The sequence below is a fragment of the Streptomyces thermodiastaticus genome (assembly GCF_014656135.1).
Taxonomy (GTDB): Bacteria; Actinomycetota; Actinomycetes; order Streptomycetales; family Streptomycetaceae; genus Streptomyces; species Streptomyces thermodiastaticus.
This window is the reverse complement of record NZ_BNBV01000016.1, coordinates 74158-92445: the sequence shown is the minus strand read 5'-3', so window position 1 is coordinate 92445 and position 18288 is coordinate 74158. Positions and strand designations below refer to the sequence as shown.

At 71.7% G+C, this 18288-nt stretch carries 12 protein-coding genes; 4 read left to right on the top strand and 8 right to left on the bottom strand.

Annotated features, from left to right (window positions below):
- Positions 1-3: 3 nt before the first annotated feature.
- From IE286_RS16185 to IE286_RS16165, 5 genes are all read right to left on the bottom strand, one after another.
- Complete coding sequence (locus tag IE286_RS16185) at positions 4-1386, bottom strand: alpha-amylase (RefSeq protein WP_189797436.1); 1383 nt, start codon at positions 1384-1386, stop codon at positions 4-6.
- 310 nt (positions 1387-1696) lie between these two features.
- Entirely contained in the window at positions 1697-3358 is a 1662-nt protein-coding gene (locus tag IE286_RS16180; RefSeq protein WP_189797435.1) for a glycoside hydrolase family 13 protein, read from the bottom strand.
- A 171-nt stretch (positions 3359-3529) separates the two neighbouring features.
- A complete protein-coding gene (locus IE286_RS16175) occupies positions 3530-4444 on the bottom strand; it encodes a sugar ABC transporter permease (protein WP_189797434.1) in 915 nt (304 codons plus the stop codon).
- Between the two features lie 16 nt (positions 4445-4460).
- The gene (locus tag IE286_RS16170) at positions 4461-5465 is read right to left on the bottom strand and encodes a carbohydrate ABC transporter permease (protein ID WP_189797433.1); all 1005 of its coding nucleotides are present in this window, start codon (positions 5463-5465) and stop codon (positions 4461-4463) included.
- 94 nt (positions 5466-5559) lie between these two features.
- Positions 5560-6834, bottom strand: coding sequence for an extracellular solute-binding protein (locus IE286_RS16165; protein ID WP_189797432.1), 1275 nt, complete (start codon positions 6832-6834; stop codon positions 5560-5562).
- 355 nt (positions 6835-7189) lie between these two features.
- Between IE286_RS16165 and IE286_RS16160 the strand changes: the two genes are divergently transcribed.
- A complete protein-coding gene (locus IE286_RS16160; protein WP_189797431.1) occupies positions 7190-8209 on the top strand; it encodes a LacI family DNA-binding transcriptional regulator in 1020 nt (339 codons plus the stop codon).
- Positions 8210-8267: 58 nt separating this feature from the next.
- Positions 8268-9074: a phosphatase PAP2 family protein gene (locus tag IE286_RS16155; protein ID WP_189797430.1), complete on the top strand. Its 807-nt coding sequence runs from the start codon at positions 8268-8270 to the stop codon at positions 9072-9074.
- Positions 9075-9105: 31 nt separating this feature from the next.
- Here IE286_RS16155 and IE286_RS16150 read toward each other — a convergent pair whose 3' ends face one another.
- Both IE286_RS16150 and glnA2 read right to left on the bottom strand, forming a co-directional pair.
- Positions 9106-12123, bottom strand: coding sequence for a bifunctional [glutamine synthetase] adenylyltransferase/[glutamine synthetase]-adenylyl-L-tyrosine phosphorylase (locus tag IE286_RS16150; protein WP_189797429.1), 3018 nt, complete (start codon positions 12121-12123; stop codon positions 9106-9108).
- A gap of 180 nt (positions 12124-12303) precedes the next feature.
- Positions 12304-13665 (bottom strand): gamma-glutamylpolyamine synthetase GlnA2, encoded by a 1362-nt coding sequence (gene glnA2, locus IE286_RS16145; protein WP_189797428.1) that lies wholly within the window; start codon positions 13663-13665, stop codon positions 12304-12306.
- A gap of 379 nt (positions 13666-14044) precedes the next feature.
- Between glnA2 and IE286_RS16140 the strand changes: the two genes are divergently transcribed.
- Positions 14045-15235, top strand: coding sequence for a globin domain-containing protein (locus IE286_RS16140; protein WP_189797427.1), 1191 nt, complete (start codon positions 14045-14047; stop codon positions 15233-15235).
- An 88-nt stretch (positions 15236-15323) separates the two neighbouring features.
- Here IE286_RS16140 and IE286_RS16135 read toward each other — a convergent pair whose 3' ends face one another.
- Positions 15324-15767: an RrF2 family transcriptional regulator gene (locus IE286_RS16135; RefSeq protein WP_189797426.1), complete on the bottom strand. Its 444-nt coding sequence runs from the start codon at positions 15765-15767 to the stop codon at positions 15324-15326.
- Positions 15768-16274: 507 nt separating this feature from the next.
- Here IE286_RS16135 and IE286_RS16130 point away from each other — a divergent pair.
- Positions 16275-18215, top strand: coding sequence for a S53 family peptidase (locus IE286_RS16130; RefSeq protein ID WP_189797425.1), 1941 nt, complete (start codon positions 16275-16277; stop codon positions 18213-18215).
- Positions 18216-18288: the final 73 nt, after the last annotated feature.

Genomic DNA, 18288 nt, shown 5'->3' with positions numbered 1-18288 from the left:
GCGTCAGCAGCTCGGCTTGCCGGCGTAGAGGGCCAGCGCCGTGTCCGGGCCGAGTGCGGCGGTGAACCGTCCGGCGGAGTCCACCGTCACCATGGTGTTGCTCTGCACGTCGCAGTAGGTGCCGGCGGGCAGGGACGTCTGGTAGGTGCGCTCGACGGTGGAGGACTCGTGGTTGATGGCCACGAAGCCCTTGCTGCCCCGGCCGAAGGCGATGGCGTCCGCGCCGTCGTCCCACCAGTCGGTCACCGGCTCGCCGCGGGTGGCGTTGCGGAAGGCGACCATGGAGGCGATCTCGGGCCACTTGTGCTGGCACTTCCAGCCGCTCTGCCAGCAGGCGTCGACGTGTCCGCCGCCGGGCGGGCCGGCGTCCGGGTCGGACCACTCGTAGCCGGAGTTGATGTCGGGGGCACCGTACGGCCAGGCCAGCATGAACACGTTGGCCAGGGTGTAGGTGGCGCCGTCCTTGTAGTTCAGCGTGGAGCCGTTGCGCTCGGTGTCGTGGTTGTCGACGAAGACACCGGCCACCTTGCTGCTCAGGTAGCCCCAGTCCTCGCCGTAGTTCTTCAGGTAGGCGAGGTTCTCACTGGTGAAGACCCGCTTGAGGTCGTAGGCGTAGCGGAACTCCTGGACGTCGCCGGTGCCGGTGTACTCGCCGGGCTGGACGGCCTCGCCGGCGCCGTAGATGACCTCCTGCTTCCAGTAGGCGTTCGGGTCGCTCAGGCGGGACTTGATGTTCGCGAGATCCTCGGCGGGGATGTGCTTGGCCGCGTCGATGCGGAAGCCGTCGACGCCGAGGGAGAGCAGGTCGTTCATGTAGCCGGCGATCGTCCGGCGCACGTACTCCTCGCCGGTGTCGAGGTCGGCGAGGCCCACCAGTTCGCAGTGCTGGACGTTCCAGCGGTCCTGGTAGTTGTTGATCTCCGAGGTGCAGTCGTCGAAGTCCGGGGCCGAGTACAGCCCCGGGTAGTCGTACTTGGTGTACGACGAGCCTCCGGTGCCGGTGCCGCTGCCCGCCGACATGTGGTTGATCACCGTGTCGACGACCACCTTCACCCCGGCGGCGTGGCAGGCGTTCACCATGGACTGGAAGGCGGCGCGGTCGCCGAGCCGGCCGGCGATCCTGTAGCTCACCGGCTGGTACGACGTCCACCACTGCGGGCCCTGGATGTGCTCGGCGGGCGGGGAGACCTGGACGTAGCCGTATCCGGCCGGGCCGAGGGTGCTGGTGCACTCCGTGGCCACGGAGGCGTAGTCCCACTCGAAGAGGACGGCGGTGACGTCCTTGGTGCCGGGCGGCAAGGCGTGGGCGCTTGCGGCGGGAGCGGCGAGGACGGCCGTCGCGGCGGCCGCCAGGGCGAGCGCGCCCGAGAGCGTTCTGCTGGCCATGTGGGAGTTCCTTCTCCGTCGGAAGGGTCGTCGGACGAGACGGACGAGGGTGATGGAAGGAGTTGCTGCAAGCTTTCAGCGAAGCGCGTGCAGCCGACCGTACGAGCGTCGCTACCGGTGGTCAATACTCCAGACATGAACCTGTCAGAAAAGCCAGGCGACTTCCGCACAGCGCAGGCCGGAAAGGCGACATGCGGGCACGACCCGTCCGCGGGGTCCGTGCGGCCGAGGGAGCAGCGGACCCCGCGGCGGGTGAAAAGAAGACGAAAGTCCTTGCAACGCTCGCCCGCTCAGGCGCCTGGTGGACTGCTCAGGCCGTCGTGAACCACACCGTCGTGTCCGACGGCACCTTCACCTCCCCCTCGGCCTCGGTCACCTCGCCGCTGGCCAGCAGGACCCGGCCGTGGGCCGGCGACGTCACCGACTCGCCCGTGGTGTTGGCGACGCACACGAAGCCGCCGCGGCGGAAGGCGAGCACGCCCTCGGGGGCGCGCAGCCATTCCACGGCGTCCCCGGCCCCGAGGTCGGGGTGGGCGCGGCGGGCGGCCAGCGCGGAGCGGTACATCTCCAGGGTGGAGCCGGGCACGCCCTGCTGGGCCTCGACGCTCAGCTCGGCCCACTCGGCGGGCTGCGGCAGCCAGGAGCCTTTGCTGCCGAAGCCGTAGGAGGGGCCGGAGCGGGTCCAGGGGATGGGCACCCGGCAGCCGTCGCGGAAGCCGTCCTGGCCGGCGCCCCGGAAGTACGCCGGGTCCTGGCGGACCTCGTCGGGCAGGTCGACCACGTCCGGCAGCCCCAGCTCCTCGCCCTGGTACAGGTAGGCCGAGCCGGGCAGGGCCAGCATCAGCAGGGTGGCCGCACGGGCCCGGCGCAGGCCGAGGGCGCGGTCACCGGCGGTGCGGATCTGGGTGCCCAGGCCCGGCGGGTTGGCGAAGCGGGTGGCGTGGCGGGTGACGTCGTGGTTGGACAGCACCCAGGTGGCGGGGGCGCCGACCGGGCGCATGGCCTCGAGGGTGCGGTCGATGACCGCCCGCAGCGCGGCCGCGTCCCAGTCGGTCGACAGGTACTGGAAGTTGAAGGCCTGGTGGAGTTCGTCCGGGCGGACGTACAGGGCGGTGCGCTCGACGCTGGGCGTCCACGCCTCGGCGACGAAGACGCGCTCGCCCGCGTACTCGTCGAGCACCCGGCGCCACTGCCGGTAGATCTCGTGCACACCGTCCTGGTCGAAGAACGGCATGACGTCGTTGCCCAGCAGTCTCACCTGGTCGCGGGTGCCGAGGTCGGGCAGCCCCTCGGCCTTGACCAGGCCGTGGGCGACGTCGATGCGGAAGCCGTCGACGCCCATGTCCAGCCAGAAGCGCAGGATGGAGCGGAACTCGTCGCCGACGGCCGGGTGTTCCCAGTTGAAGTCGGGCTGTTCGGGGGCGAACAGATGCAGGTACCACTCGCCGTCCGGCAGCCGTGTCCAGGCCGGTCCGCCGAAGATGGACTCCCAGTCGTTGGGCGGCAGTTCGCCGTTCCTGCCCCGGCCGGGGCGGAAGTGGTAGCGCTCGCGCAGCGGGGACCCGGGGCCCTCGGCGACGGCGCGTTTGAACCACTCGTGCTGGTCGGAGGAGTGGTTGGGCACCAGGTCGACGATGACGCGCAGGCCCAGCCGGTGGGCGTCGCGGATCAGCGCGTCGGCGTCGAGCAGGGTGCCGAACATCGGGTCGACGGCCCGGTAGTCGGCGACGTCGTAGCCGGCGTCCGCCTGCGGGGAGGCGTAGAAGGGGCTGAGCCACACGGCGTCCACCCCGAGGTCGCGCAGATAGGACAGGCGGGAGCGGATGCCCTTCAGGTCGCCCATGCCGTCGCCGTCGCCGTCGGCGAAACTGCGCGGATAGACCTGGTAGATCACGGCGTCCCGCCACCAGTCACGGCGCGGGGCGGCAACGGCGGAGCGGGGGGCCTCGGCGGCCTGATGCTGCTGGCTCATGGCGTCCTTGATACGTAACGGTGGTCGGACAGGGACGGAAGAACGGGCGCAAGGGCCGCGGTGTGCGGGCGGCCGCGGTGCGGCCGTACGGCCACCGCGGCCGCCCGCGCGCGCTCGGGCGCGCGCGGGCGCGCGCGGGCGCGCGCGGGAACCGGGCCCTTCGGTGTGCCCTCAGCCCTTGGTGCCGCCCGCGGTGAGGCCGGTCACCAGATGTTTCTGGACAAGGTAGAAGAAGGCGGTCACGGGCACGGCGATCAACACCGCGGTGGCGGCCATGTAGTTCCACTGCGCGTCGTGTTCGCTGACGAAGGTCTGCAGGCCGACCGCGAAGGTGTACTTGTCGTCGTCCAGCAGGAACGTCGAGGCGAATGCGACCTCGCCGAAGGCGGTGACGAAGCTGTAGAACGCGGCGACCGCGAGGCCCGGCCGGGCCAGCGGAAGGATCAGCCGCACGAAGGTGCCGAAGGGGCTGAGGCCGTCGACCCGTCCGGCCTCGTCGATCTCCACCGGGACGGTGTCGAAGTAGCCCTTCATCAGCCAGGCGCAGTACGGCACGACGGTCGAGCAGTTGACGAGGATCAGCGCGCCGTAGGTGTCGATCAGACCCAGCTCGGAGAAGATCTCGTACATCGGCACGATGAGCACGGCGATCGGGAACGCCTGGGTGAGCAGCAGCACCCACATCAGCGGCCGGTGGCCGGGGAACCGCATCCGGGAGACGGCATAGCCGGTGGTGGCGGCGAAGGCGACGCCGACGAGGGCGGTGCCCAGCGCGACGATCAGCGTGGATGCAAGCCAGTGGACGATGTTCGTGTGCTGCAGCACGAACGCGTAGTTGGTCAAGGCCGCCTTCGACGCGATGCCGCCGGGATGCAGGTAGTCGTTCTTGTCCGGGCCGAGCGAGAGATAGATCAGCCAGGCGACCGGAGCGGTGGCGGCCAGGCTCGCCAGGATCAGCAGGGCGTGGGTGACGGTGCGGCTCAGCGGTGAGGACCGGCCGCGTCGCCGGACCCGCCGCCGGGAGGCGCCGGCCGCCGTCGCGGACGCGGCCGGCGAGGCGGCCGGGGAGACAGTCGTGGTGCTCATCGTGGCGGCTCCTGCGTCAGACGGCGAGCTGGTCATTGCGCTTCAGCCAGCGGAAGTAGACGGAGGTGAAGACGGTCAGGACCGACAGCAGCAGCACGCCGTACGCGGCGGACTGCGCGTAGTCCCGCGGCTGCTGGCCGAAGCCGAGCCGGTAGGCCCAGGTGACGAGGATCTGCGCGTCGGGGGCGCTGGTCTGGCCGAACAGCAGGAAGATGATGTTGAACTGGTTGAACGTCCAGATGACCCCGAGCAGGACCACGGTCGAGCTGACCGACCTGAGGCCCGGCAGGGTCACATGGCAAAAGCGCTGCCAGGCGTTCGCACCGTCCATCTCGGCGGCCTCGTAGAGGCTGGTGTCGATGGACTGCAGGCCGCCCAGGAGCGAGACCATCATGAACGGCACCCCGCACCAGGTGTTCACCATCACGGCGGCGAACCGCTGCCAGAAGGTGTCCTCCAGCCAGTTGGGCTGCGGCAGATGCAGATGGCCGAGGAGCTGGTTGAGTGCGCCGGAGTCGGCGAGCAGGACCCGCCAGGAGAAGACGGTGACGAAGGTGGGCACCGCCCAGGGCAGGATGAGCAGCAGCCGGTAGACGGTGCGGCCGCGCATCTTCCGGTTCAGCAGCAGCGCCAGGCCCAGGCCGATGGTGTAGTGCAGCAGCACGCACAGCGCGGTCCACACCACCGTCCACACGAAGTGCGACCAGAAACGGTCGTAGGCGGTGGGGCCGAACAGGATGTCCCGGTAGTTGTCGAGCCCGATGAAGGTGTAGGTGGCGTCGATGTGGTTGACGCCGATGGTGCGGGCCGAGTTGAGGCTGTTGGCGTCGGTCAGCGTCAGGTAGAAGCCCCGCACCAGCGGGTAGCCCACCAGGACGCCGAGCACGACGACCACCGGGGCGATCATGGCGTAGGCGTACCAGTGCTTCTCCCAGCTGCGGCGAAGGCGCTGCAGCGGCCCCGGGCGGCGGCCGCGCTCTCCTGGGAGCCGGGCTGTCGCGCTCTCTACGGCGACGGTCATGGTTCGACACCTTCTGGGACGTGGCGGGTGGGGCACTCGGTCGCCGGGCCGCCGGATCCTCCCCTCCTCGGCACGGATCCGGCGGCCCGCGGCGTCACTCGGTGAAGTCCGGGACCAGCTTGCTGATCGCCAGCTCGACGTTGTCCAGTCCCTTGTCCAGGGACTCCTTGCCGTCGGCGATCTTGGGCAGTTCGGTGTCGAGCGGCGTCCACAGCGAGCTGTACTCGGGCAGTTCCGGGCGGGGCCGGGCCGCGGGCAGCACCTTCTGGAAGCCGGCGATGCCCGGGTCGGCCTTGACCCGGTCGGTGTAGGCGTCGGCGCGGGTCGGCAGCGTGGAGTTCTTCAGGGCGATGGTCTCCTGGGCCTTCGCCGAGGTCATGAACCGCACGAAGGTCAGCGCCGCCTGCTGGTGGGCCTTGTCGGAGCCGGCGTAGACGGACAGGTTGTGGCCGCCGGTCGGTGCGCCGGCCTTGCCGGTGGAGCCGGCCGGGACGGTGGCGATGCCGAGGTTGTTCTTGTCCTTGAAGGCGCTGCCCTTGTAGAAGTTGGTGATCTCCCAGGGTCCCTCGATGGTCATGGCGACCTTGCCGTTCACGAAGGCGTCCTGGCGGTGGGCGTAGGAGTCGGCGGTGGTGTCCGCCTTGTGCAGGCCCTTGCCGGAGAACAGGCTGAGCCAGGTGCCGTACGCCTTCTTCGCGGGCGCGGACCTCACGGTGATCTTCTTGGCGGCGGCGTCGACGGTGTCGGTGCCCTCGCCGTGGAGGAACGGCTGGGCGTAGTAGCCCTTCTCCGATCCCCAGAAGCCGTCGACGCCCGTCCTCTCCTTGATCTTCGCGGCGTCCGCCTTGAGTTCGTCCCAGGTCCGGGGCGGCTCGCTGATCCCGGCCTTGCGGAAGAGGTCCTTGTTCCAGACCAGGGCCAGGGTGTCGGTGACCAGCGGCACGCCGTAGGTCTTGCCCTCGTACTGGGCCTGCTGGAGCAGGCCGGGCTGGAACGCGTCCCGGTCGGCGAGCGCCTCGGTGCCGTCCAGCGGCAGGAAGTAGCCCTTCTTGGCGAACGCGGGCGTCCAGCCGACCTCGGAGCGCAGCACGTCCGGGGCGCCCTTGGCGCCGGCGGCGGTGTCGAACTTGTTCTCCGCCTGGTCGAAGGGGACGTTGACGTAGTTGACCTTGATGTCCTTGTGGGTGGCCTCGAACTGCTTGACCAGGGCCTGGTACGTCGGCGCCTCGTTGGTGGCGTTGGAGGTGTCCCACCAGGTGATGGTGACGGGACCGCCGGACTTGCCGCTGCCGCTGCCGTCTGAGCCGCAGGCCGTCGCCGCGAGGGCGAGGAACGCCACCAGCGCGGTGGCCGCTGTGCCACGCCGCATGAGTTCTCCTTGAGGGTGAAAGCCCGAGTCGTGCCGACCGCTTCCCACTGCCGTCGGGCGACGTGAACGTAACAGCGAAGCAACGCGGACGAAAGACCTTGCAGAAAAAAACCGCAAGACATCTTCGGAGCCACCCGGGCGTGACCGTCCCTCGACCGAGACGAGACCACTGCGAGACCATTGTGTTCGGGAACAGCGCACGGCGGGATCGTCTTGTGCAAGACTCTGCAAGAACTTGCCGCCGAGCGCACGAGGGAGCGCGATGACGCACCAGCCCGCCGCAGGACGTCCCGCCGCCCGCCCCCGGCGTCCGAGCGGTGCGCGAGCAGGCGCGCGGCCGGTACAGTCACCTGGTGTGACCACACGGCTTGCCGACATCGCCGCGCAGGCGGGGGTGAGCGAAGCGACCGTCAGCCGGGTCCTGAACGGCAAGCCCGGCGTCGCCGCCACCACCCGTCAGTCCGTGCTGGCCGCCCTCGACGTGCTGGGCTACGAGCGCCCGGTGCGGCTGCGGCAGCGCAGCGAGGGCCTGGTGGGGCTGATCACCCCGGAGCTGGAGAACCCGATCTTCCCGGCGCTCGCGCAGGTCATCGGCCAGGCACTCACCCGGCAGGGCTACACCCCGGTGCTGGCCACCCAGACCCCCGGCGGGTCCACGGAGGACGAGCTGACCGAGATGCTGGTGGACCGTGGGGTCGCGGGCATCATCTACGTCTCAGGGCTGCACGCGGACACCACCGCCGACATGGAGCGCTACGAGCGCCTGCGCGCCCGCCAGGTGCCGTTCGTGCTGGTCGACGGCTTCTCCCCGAAGGTGCAGGCCCCGTTCATCTCCCCCGACGACCGCGCGGCCATGACCCTCGCCGTCACCCACCTCGTCTCGCTGGGCCACACCCGGATCGGCCTGGCGCTCGGCCCGAAGCGGTTCGTACCGGTGCAGCGCAAGATCGAGGGATTCGTCAAGGCCATGCAGGACCAGCTCGGCCTGTCCCCGCAGACCGTCGAGGCGGAGCTGATCCAGCACTCCCTGTACACCCTGGAGGGCGGCCAGGCCGCCGCGACACCGCTGATCGAACGGCAGTGCACGGCCATCGTCTGCGCCAGCGACATGATGGCGCTCGGCGCGATACGGGCGGCCCGGCAGCAGGGCCTTCAGGTGCCGCGGGACGTGTCCGTCGTCGGCTTCGACGACTCCACCCTGATCGCCTTCACGGACCCGCCGCTGACCACCGTCCGCAAGCCGGTCCCGGCGATGGGGCAGGCCGCGGTGCGCACGCTGCTGGAGGAGATCGCCGGCACCCCCGCCCCGCACAGCGAATTCGTGTTCATGCCCGAGCTGGTGGTGCGCGGCTCCACGGCCTCGGTCCCGCGCTGACCGGATCACGACCCGTCATCTGCTGGGCCGGGGCGCGCTTCTGGCACACTCTGTGCCCATGGGCGACACGACCGTGACACAGGTCCCCGGGAACGAGCCGGTCACGCCCAGCCGCCGGCGGCTGCGCACCCCGCGCCCTCCCCGTCTGTGGTTCGAGATCCTGCTGATCGCGGTCAGCTACTGGACGTACTCGCTGATCCGCAACGCGGTCCCGGAGCAGAAGGCCAAGGCTCTGGCCAACGCCGCCCGGGTGTGGCATGCCGAGCAGCAGCTGGGCATCGCCGCGGAGAAGACCGTCAACCACGCGGTGAACTCGGTGACCTGGCTGATCGTCGGGATGAACTACTACTACGCCACGCTGCACTTCGTGGTCACGGTCGGCGTCCTGGTCTGGCTCTTCCGCAGTCATCCCGGCCGTTACGCGGCGAGCCGTCTGGCCCTCTTCGCCGCCACGGCGCTGGCCCTGCTGGGCTACTGGCTCTACCCACTGGCCCCGCCGCGCCTGATGCCCGGCGCCGGTTTCGTCGACACCGTCCAGGTGCACCACACCTGGGGGTCGATGGCCTCCGGCGACCTGCAGCACATGTCCAACCAGTACGCCGCGATGCCCTCCATGCACATCGGCTGGTCCCTGTGGTGCGGGCTGACGGTGTGCGCGCTGACCAGGATTCCGTGGGTTCGGGTCCTGGCCGCCCTGTACCCCGCGGTCACCCTGCTGGTGATCGTCGCCACCGCCAACCACTTCTGGCTGGACGCGGCGGGCGGCGCCCTGTGCCTGGCCGCGGGCTGCACCGTGGCCCGGCTGTGGTACGGGGCGCTGCCGCAGGCCCTGCCGAGGACGGCCTGGCAGCCGGCCGGGAGCTGACGCCGCCTCGCCCCGGCGGGGCGGCGGGCTCTCAGGAGCCGTAGAACAGGTCCTCCACCACGCTGCGGGCCCGGCGCGCGGTCCGGCGGTAGGCGTCCAGCATGTCGCCCACGTGGCCGGGACCGTAGCCGAGGTACCGTCCCACCGCGGCCAGGTCCCGCGGCTCGGTGGGGAACGTGTCCGAGGCACGCCCCCGCACCAGCATCACCGCGTTGCGCACCCGCGTGGCCAGCACCCAGGCCTCGTCCAGGATCGCGGCCTCGTCCTCGGCCACCAGCCCGGCCGCGGCGGCCGCCGCCAGCGCCGTCCGGGTCCGCGTGGTGCGCAGTCCGGGCACCTCGGCCGCGTGCCGCAGCTGCAGCAGCTGCACGGTCCACTCCACGTCGGACAGGCCGCCCGGACCGAGCTTGGTGTGCAGCTTGGGGTCGGCGCCCCGCGGCAGCCGCTCCGCCTCCATGCGTGCCTTGAGCCGCCGGATCTCGCGCACCGCGTCGTTGCCGAGCCCGCCCCGCGGGTACCGCAGCGGGTCGATCAGCTCGACGAACCGCCGCCCGAGGTCCTCGTCGCCGGCCACCGGTTCGGCCCGCAGCAGCGCCTGCGCCTCCCACACCAGCGACCACCGCCGGTAGTACGCCGCGTACGACGTCAGGGTGCGCACCAGCGGACCGGACTTGCCCTCGGGCCGCAGATCGGCGTCGATCAGCAGGGGCGGGTCCGCGCTCGGGGCCTGCAGCAGCCGCCGCATCTCGGCGACCACCCGGTTGGCCACCTGGCCCGCCTCCTGTTCGTCCACGCCCTCGCGCGGCTCGTGCACGAACAGCACGTCCGCGTCGGAGCCGTAGCCGAGTTCGTGCCCGCCGAACCGCCCCATGCCGATGATCGCGAACCGGGTGGGCAGGGTGTCCCCCCACACCTCGCGCACCACCGCCCGCAGGGTTCCGGCCAGGGTCGCCGCGGTCAGGTCGGACACCGCGGCGCCGACCCGGTCGACGAGGGCGCCCTGGTCGGCCTCGGCGGGCCGGGTCTCGGTGCCGTAGGAGCCGATGATGTCGGCGGCGGCGGTGCGGAACAGCTCCCGGCGCCGCACCCCACGCGCGGCCGTCACCCCTTGCTCGGCGCTCTCCGCGCGGCCGACGGCGGCCAGCACCTCCTGCTCCAGCTGGGCCCGTCCGCGCGGCGCCAGGCCGGCCCCGTCCCCGGTGCCGTCGCCGAGCAGCGCGACCGCCTCCGGGGCCCGCATCAGCAGGTCGGGGGCGAGCCGCCCGGCGGACAGCACCCGGGCGAGGTTCTCCGCGGCGGCGCCCTCGTCGCGCAGCAGCCGCAGGTACCACGGGGTCTTGCCGAGCGCGTCGGAGACCTTGCGGAAGTTCAGCAGCCCGGCGTCCGGGTCGGCGGAGTCGGCGAACCAGCCCAGCAGCACCGGCAGCAGCGTCCGCTGGATCGCGGCCCTGCGGGTCACCCCGGAGGCCAGCGCCTCCAGGTGCCGCAGCGCCGCCGCGGGGTCGGCGTACCCGAGCGCGACCAGGCGTTCCCGCGCCGCCTCGGGGCTCAGCCGGGCCTCGCCCGGGGCGAGCTGGGCGACGGCGTCCAGCAGCGGCCGGTAGAACAGCTTCTCGTGCAGCCGGCGGACGACGCCGGTGTGCCGTCGCCAGGCGCGGGTGAGTTCGGTGACCGGGTCGGCGCGCAGGCCCAGCGAACGGCCCAGCCGGCGCAGGCCGGCCTCGTCCGCGGGCAGCAGATGGGTGCGGCGCAGCCGGTAGAGCTGGATGCGGTGCTCGACGAACCGCAGGAAGCGGTAGGACTCGGCGAGCTGGTCGGCGTCCGCGCGGCCGACGTAGCCGCCGGCGGCGAGGGCCTTGAGCGCGTCCAGGGTGGTTCCGCTGCGCAGCGAGGTGTCGGCCCGGCCGTGCACGAGCTGCAGCAGCTGCACGGCGAACTCCACGTCCCGCAGGCCGCCCGGCCCGAGCTTCAGTTCCCGCTCGACCTCGTCGGCGGGGATGTTCTCCACCACGCGGCGGCGCATCCGCTGCACGTCCGCGACGAAGTTCTCCCGTTCGGCGGCCTGCCACACCAGCGGGGCGAGCGCCTCGACGTACCGCCGGCCCAGGTCGGCGTCGCCGGCGACCGGGCGGGCCTTGAGCAGCGCCTGGAACTCCCAGGTCTTCGCCCACCGCTGGTAGTACGCCAGGTGACTGCTCAGCGTCCGCACCAGCGGCCCGTTGCGGCCCTCGGGCCGCAGGTTGGCGTCGACCGGCCAGATGGACCCCTCGACGGTGGTCTCGGAGCAGATCCGCATCAGGTGCGAGGCGAGCCGGGTGGCGGCCCGCAGCGCCTTGGTCTCGTCGCCCGGCTCGCCGTCGGCCGCCAGAGCGGGCTCGGCGACGAAGATGACGTCGACGTCGGAGACGTAGTTCAGCTCGTGGCCGCCGCACTTGCCCATGGCGATCACCGCGAGCCGGCACAGCTCGGCGTCCTCGGGCGCGGCGGCGCTCGCGATGCGCAGCGCGGCCCGCAGGGTGGCGGTGGCCAGGTCGGCCAGCTCGGCGGCGGTCTCGACGACGCCGATGGTGCCGCACACGTCACGGGCGGCGATGGACAGCAGGCAGCGGCGGTAGGCGACCCGCAGCGACACGGGGTCGTCGGCGTCGGCGAGCCCGCGTTCGAAGTCCGCCACGTCCCGGTGCAGGTCGCGGGGCTCGTAGGTGACCAGGGCGTGCCAGTCGCCGGCGTGCCGGGCGAGGTGGTCGCCGAGCGCGGCGGACGCGCCGAGCACCCCGAGCAGCCGGTCCCGCAGCGGCTTGGACGCTATCAGCGTGTCGAACAGCTCCCGGCGCGCGGTCGGCGTGGGCTGCGCCTCCAGCAGCCGCACCAGCCCGTGCAGTGCGAGGTCGGGATCGGCGGTGGCACCCAGTGCCTCCAGCAGGACCGGGTCGCTGCGCACCGCGCTCAGCTCGGGGGTCTCCAGCAGCCGCTCCGCGGCGGAGGGGTCGGTGAATCCGTGCCGCAGCAGCCGCGTGAAGGTACTGCTCCTGCGCCCCGGCGCCGTCATCCCCGGCCTCCCGTCGGATCAAGGTCGTCCTGGCCAGAGCCTAACGGCTCTTCATTGCGCCGACGCGGCAGCGGCCACGCGCTCCGCTCGGGCGGCGCCGACGGCAGCGCGTGGCACCGCTGGAGCACCGCGCCGCCCGCCGGGGCCCTGCACGACTGGGTCGCGGCCCCGCCCGCCCCGCTACATCACCGGCAGATGCTTGCGCAGCTCGAACGCGGTGACCTCGCTGCGGTACTCCTCCCACTCCTGCCGCTTGTTGCGCAGGAAGAAGTCGAAGACGTGCTCGCCGAGGGTCTCGGCGACCAGGTCGCTGCTCTCCATCAGGGTCAGGGCCTCGCCGAGGTTCTGCGGCAGGGGTTCGATGCCCAGGGCGCGGCGCTCGGCGTCGGACAGGGCCCACACGTCGTCCTCGGCGCCCGGCGGCAGCTCGTAGCCCTCCTCGATGCCCTTCAGGCCGGCGGCCAGCAGGACGGCGTAGGCCAGGTAGGGGTTGGCGCCGGAGTCCAGCGAGCGGACCTCGACGCGAGCCGAGCCGGTCTTGCCGGGCTTGTACATCGGGACGCGGACCAGGGCCGAGCGGTTGTTGTGGCCCCAGCAGATGTAGGAGGGGGCCTCGCCGCCGGCGCCCGCGGTGCGCTCGGTGCCGCCCCAGATGCGCTTGTAGGAGTTCACCCACTGGTTGGTGACCGCGCTGATCTCGCCGGCGTGCCGGAGCAGGCCCGCGATGAAGGAGCGGCCGACCTTGGAGAGCTGGTACTCGGCCCCGGACTCGTAGAAGGCGTTGCGGTCGCCCTCGAACAGGGACAGGTGCGAGTGCATCCCGGAGCCGGGGTACTCCGAGAACGGCTTGGGCATGAACGTCGCGTGCAGGCCCTGCTCCAGCGCCACCTGCTTCATCACCAGGCGGAAGGTCATGATGTTGTCCGCCGTGGACAGCGCGTCGGCGTAGCGCAGATCGATCTCCTGCTGGCCGGGGGCGCCCTCGTGGTGGGAGAACTCCACCGAGATGCCCATCGACTCCAGCATGGTGATCGCCTGGCGGCGGAAGTCCATGCCGATGGCCTGGGGGGTGTGGTCGAAGTAGCCGGAGTTGTCGGCGGGGGTCGGGCGGGTGCCGTCCAGCGGGCGGTCCTTCAGCAGGAAGAACTCGATCTCCGGGTGGGTGTAGAAGGTGAAGCCCAGGTCGGAGGTGCGGGCCAGGGCCCGCTTGAGGACGTAGCGGGGGTCGGCGAAGGAGGGGGAGCCGTCCGGCATGAGGATGTCGCAGAACATGCGGGCGGTACCGGGGGCCTCGGCGCGCCACGGCAGGATCTGGAACGTGGACGGGTCGGGCTTGGCGATCATGTCGGACTCGTAGACCCGCGCGAAGCCCTCGATGGCGCTGCCGTCGAAGCCGATGCCCTCGTCGAAGGCCTGTTCCAGCTCGGCGGGGGCCACGGCGACCGACTTCAGGAAGCCCAGGACGTCCGTGAACCACAGACGTACGAACCGGATGTCGCGCTCCTCCAGCGTCCGGAGCACGAACTCCTGCTGCTTGTCCATTTCCGCTTCCCCATCCTTGCTGGTCAGGCCGCCCGGACCCGCGAGATGCGGGAGGCGGCCGGGCACACACCCGAGCATCACACCACACGCCGGTTTCGCGCGCGTTGCGCACCATGGTCCCTTCGCCGTCCCTGACCGGAACGGCGGTGGTCCCGTGGACCGGTACCGGCGTGCGGTGCCGCTGCCCTGCCGCCCATCTTGCCTCCTGCGCACCGCCTGTGTAACGGCCGTACGTCATCCGGGCCGCCGAGCGGGCGCAACCGGGGCACGGGGCCGCGCGGACGGCGTGAGCGATGCCACTCCCGTTTAATTTGCATCTTTAATTCCAATTTAACTACGGTTTCGCTGACACGAGTGTTCGAGCCCGGAGGAGTCAACGATGCTGTCCGAACAGTCAGCGGCCGTCGTCCGCGCCACCCTGCCCGCGGTCGGCGCGGCCATCGAAGAGATCACCGAGCGGTTCTACGCCAGGCTGTTCGACACCCACCCCGAGCTGCTGCGCGACCTGTTCAACCGCGGCAACCAGGCCTCGGGCGTCCAGAAGCAGGCCCTCGCCGGCTCCATCGCCGCCTTCGCCACCCACCTGGTGGACCACCCCGACCAGCGCCCCGACCTGATGCTGCAGCGCATCGCCCACAAGCACGCCTCGCTCGGTGTCCTGCCTGAGCAGTACCCGGTCGTCCACGAGCACCTGTTCGCCGCCATCGCCGAGGTCCTCGGCGACGCGGTCACCGAGGAGGTCGCCGCCGCCTGGACCGAGGCGTACTGGCTGATGGCCAACGCGCTCATCGCCATCGAGAAGCGGCTGTACGAGCAGAGCCGGCAGACCGGCTGGCGCGAGTGGAAGGTCGTGGAGCGGATCGAGGAGACCGCCGACGTCGTCACCTTCCGGCTGCGCCCGGTCGACGACGGCCCGGTGCCCGGCTACCGCGCCGGCCAGTACGTCTCCGTCGGCGTCACCCTTCCGGACGGTGCCCGGCAGATCCGCCAGTACAGCCTGACCGCGGCCCCCGGCTCGCCGGTGCGGCAGTTCGCCGTCAAGCGGGTGACCGGCGACGCGACCACCCCCGACGGAGAGGTCTCCAACCATCTGCACGCCCATGTGCACGTGGGCGACGTGCTCCAGCTGTCCGCCCCGTACGGCGACCTCGTTCTGGAGGACACCGGCGCGCCGCTGCTGCTGGCCTCCGCCGGCATCGGCGTCACCCCGATGATCGCCATGCTGGAGCAGCTCGCCGCCGACGGTCACGACGCGCCGGTCACCGTGGTGCACGCCGACCGCTCTCCCGCCGCGCACGCGCTGCGCGACGAGCACCTGGCCTACGCGGCCAAGCTGCCCCGGGCCGAGACGGTCTTCTTCTACGAGCAGGACGCCGAGGGCGCCGGACGGCCCGGCCTCGCGGACCTGACGGACGTGACGGTGGCGCCGGGCACGCGCGCCTACCTGTGCGGCCCGCTGCCCTTCATGCGCGCGGTCCGCGAGCAGCTGCTGGCCAAGGGCGTGGCCGCGGCCGACATCCACTACGAGGTCTTCGGCCCCGACCTGTGGCTGGCCCGGCAGGCGGCTTGAGGCGACCGTGCACCCGGAGCCGGCCGGGGCGGAGATTCCGCCCCGGCCGGCTCCGGTGCGACGGGCCGGGTGACGGAGGCGGGAGCGCTCAGGACGGCCGTCGGGCGCCGGGCAGGCCGAGCAGCAGCGGGCCGGTCGGGGGTGCCACCATGTCGGCGACCGTGAGCGGGTCGAGGCTGGCGTAGAAGGCCTCCTGGGCGCGCCGCAGGGCGCCGCGCAGCCGGCAGTCGGCGTTCAGCGGGCAGGGGGCGGCGCCCTCGCAGTCGGCGACGTCGCCCTCGCCTTCCAGGGCCCGTACGAGCTTGCCGACCGACGCGCCGCGGCCCTTCTCGGTCAGGCTCAGCCCGCCGCCGCGGCCGCGGCGGGTGTCGACGAGACCGCGGCGCTGGAGTTCGGCGACGACCTTGGCGGCATGCGTGTACGGCACGCCCATGTCCGCCGCGACCTCGCGGGTCGTGGGGCTCGACTCGCCGGCGACGGCGAGCCGCATCAGGACGCGCAGCGCCATGTCGGTGGAGCGCATCAGCCGCATGCCGTCAGCCTAGATAACAGGCATCGGCGATTCAAAATATCGCGGCCACCGGCTCCCGGCCCGCCCCCGGGACCGGCCCCCGGCCCTGGGGCCGGATCTCAGCCTTGGGACCGGACCTCAGTCCTGCTGGCCGGCCCCCCGCTCCCGGACCCGCCTTCCGTCCCCCTCCGCCCGCCGGCACGCAACGGCCGGGCGAAGACCGACCGCCGCGTCGGGAGCGCACCGGCCGCAACACCCGCCCGCAGCAGGCGGAACAACGCCCTTTGGCAGCGACGCGGCGGGAGCGCCACAGGGACGAATCGCTCAATTCCCTGCCAAAGAAACGCTCCTGACAGTTCTTTGGTCTTCTCTTGGCCTGCTCATTCCCCTGACATGTGCGGTTCATCAGGAAGAGTGGCATTCGATCGTGTGATCCATTCGCTGGGCCGAACCGCCGCGGCCGCTCCGCGGATTACGCGAGGACAACCACTCATTGCGTCACATGCGATCCGCATCGCAGGGGGTTACATGAGATCCAACCGCGCCACCGTGCGCGCCGGTGTGAGCCTGGCGGCGACGCTGCCGATGGTCGCCGGAGCGCTGGTGCTCGGCATTCCCGCGGCGCACGCCGCCGACCACCCGGGCCGCAACGCACTGGCGGGCACCAAGCCCGTGTGGGCGACGGCCACTGCGGACAAGGGCTCCGCCTCCGACAGCGCCCGGGTCGACGCCCGGGTGTACCTGGCCGGCCAGGACCCCGAGGGGCTGGCCGCGTACGCCCGGGCGGTCGCCGACCCGTCCTCGCCTCAGTACGGCAAATACCTGACTCCCCGTCAGGCGCAGCAGCGCTTCGGAGCGACCAAGGCTCAGGTGGCCGCCGTGAAGTCGTGGCTGACGGCGGCGGGCCTGAAGATCACCTCCGTCACCCCGCACTACGTGGCGGTCTCCGGTGACGTGGCCGCCGCCGAGAAGGCGTTCGGCACCCAGCTGCACAACTTCGCCAAGGGCTCGAAGGTCTACCGCGCGCCCGCCCAGGCGGTCTCGGTGCCCGAGAGCGTCAAGGACGCCGTGCTGACCGTCACCGGCCTGGACAACGCGCCGCACAAGGCGAGCCACAAGGACCAGCTGCCGCCGCCGGACGCGGTGTTCAAGAACGCCGGGCCGTTCTCCGCCTACTACGGCTCGGACATCGCGACCACCCTGCCCAAGGCGTACGGCCAGAAGATCCCGTACGCGGTCAAGGGCTACACCGGCAAGCAGCTGCGCGCGGCCTACGGGGCCGGCACGTACACCGGCAAGGGCGTGCGGATCGCCATCACCGACGCCTACGCCTCGCCGACCATCGCCTTCGACGCGGCCACCTACGCGAAGAAGAACGGCGACGCGGCCTGGAAGACGGGCCGGCTGCACCAGGTGCTGCCGGACACCTACACCCGGACCGAGGAGTGCGGGGCCGCCGGCTGGTACGGCGAGGAGACGCTGGACGTGGAGGCCGTGCACGCGGTCGCCCCGGACGCGGACATCACCTACGTGGGCGCCGCCTCCTGCTACGACGACGACCTGCTCGACTCGCTCAGCAAGATCGTCGACAACCACCTGGCCGACATCGTCTCCAACTCCTGGGGCGACATCGAGGCCAACCAGACGCCGGACCTGGCCGCCGCCTACGACCAGGTGTTCCAGTTCGGCGCGGTCGAGGGCATCGGCTTCTACTTCTCCTCCGGCGACAACGGCGACGAGGTCGCCAACACCGGGACCAAGCAGGTCGACACCCCGGCCAACTCGGCGTGGGTGACCGCGGTGGGCGGCACCTCGCTGGCCGTCGGCAAGGGCGACACGTACCTCTGGGAGACCGGCTGGGGCACCGAGAAGGCGGACCTGGCGGCCGACGGCAAGAGCTGGGAGGGCTTCCCCGGCGCCTACACCTCGGGTGCGGGCGGCGGCACCAGCAGGACCGTGCCGGAGCCGTACTACCAGAAGGGCGTCGTCCCCGACCGGCTGGCCAAGGCCAACAACGCCTCCGGCAACCGGGTCGTGCCGGACATCGCGGCGATCGCCGACCCGAACACCGGATTCCTCGTCGGCCAGACGCAGACCTTCCCGGACGGCTCGCAGCAGTACAGCGAGTACCGCATCGGCGGCACCTCGCTGGCCGCGCCGGTCATCGCCGGCATCCAGGCGCTCGCCCAGGAGGCCCGCGGCGGCGAGGCGATCGGCTTCGCCAACCCGGCGATCTACGCCCGGTACGGCTCGAAGGTCTACCACGACGTGGTGGACAAGCCGACCGGCAGGAACCTGGCGGTCGCCCGCGTCGACTACGTCAACGGCTTCGACGACACCGACGGGCTGAGCGTCTCCGTCCGCAGCCTCGGCAAGGACAGCTCGCTCAAGGCCGTCAAGGGCTACGACGACGTCACCGGCGTCGGCTCGCCCGCGAAGGGCTACGTGCAGTCCTACCGGCGGCACTGACCCCCTGACCGGCCGCCCCGGGCGGCCCGGCGCCCGTCCCTTCTCCCCGCGGGACGGGCGCCCTCGCATGCGC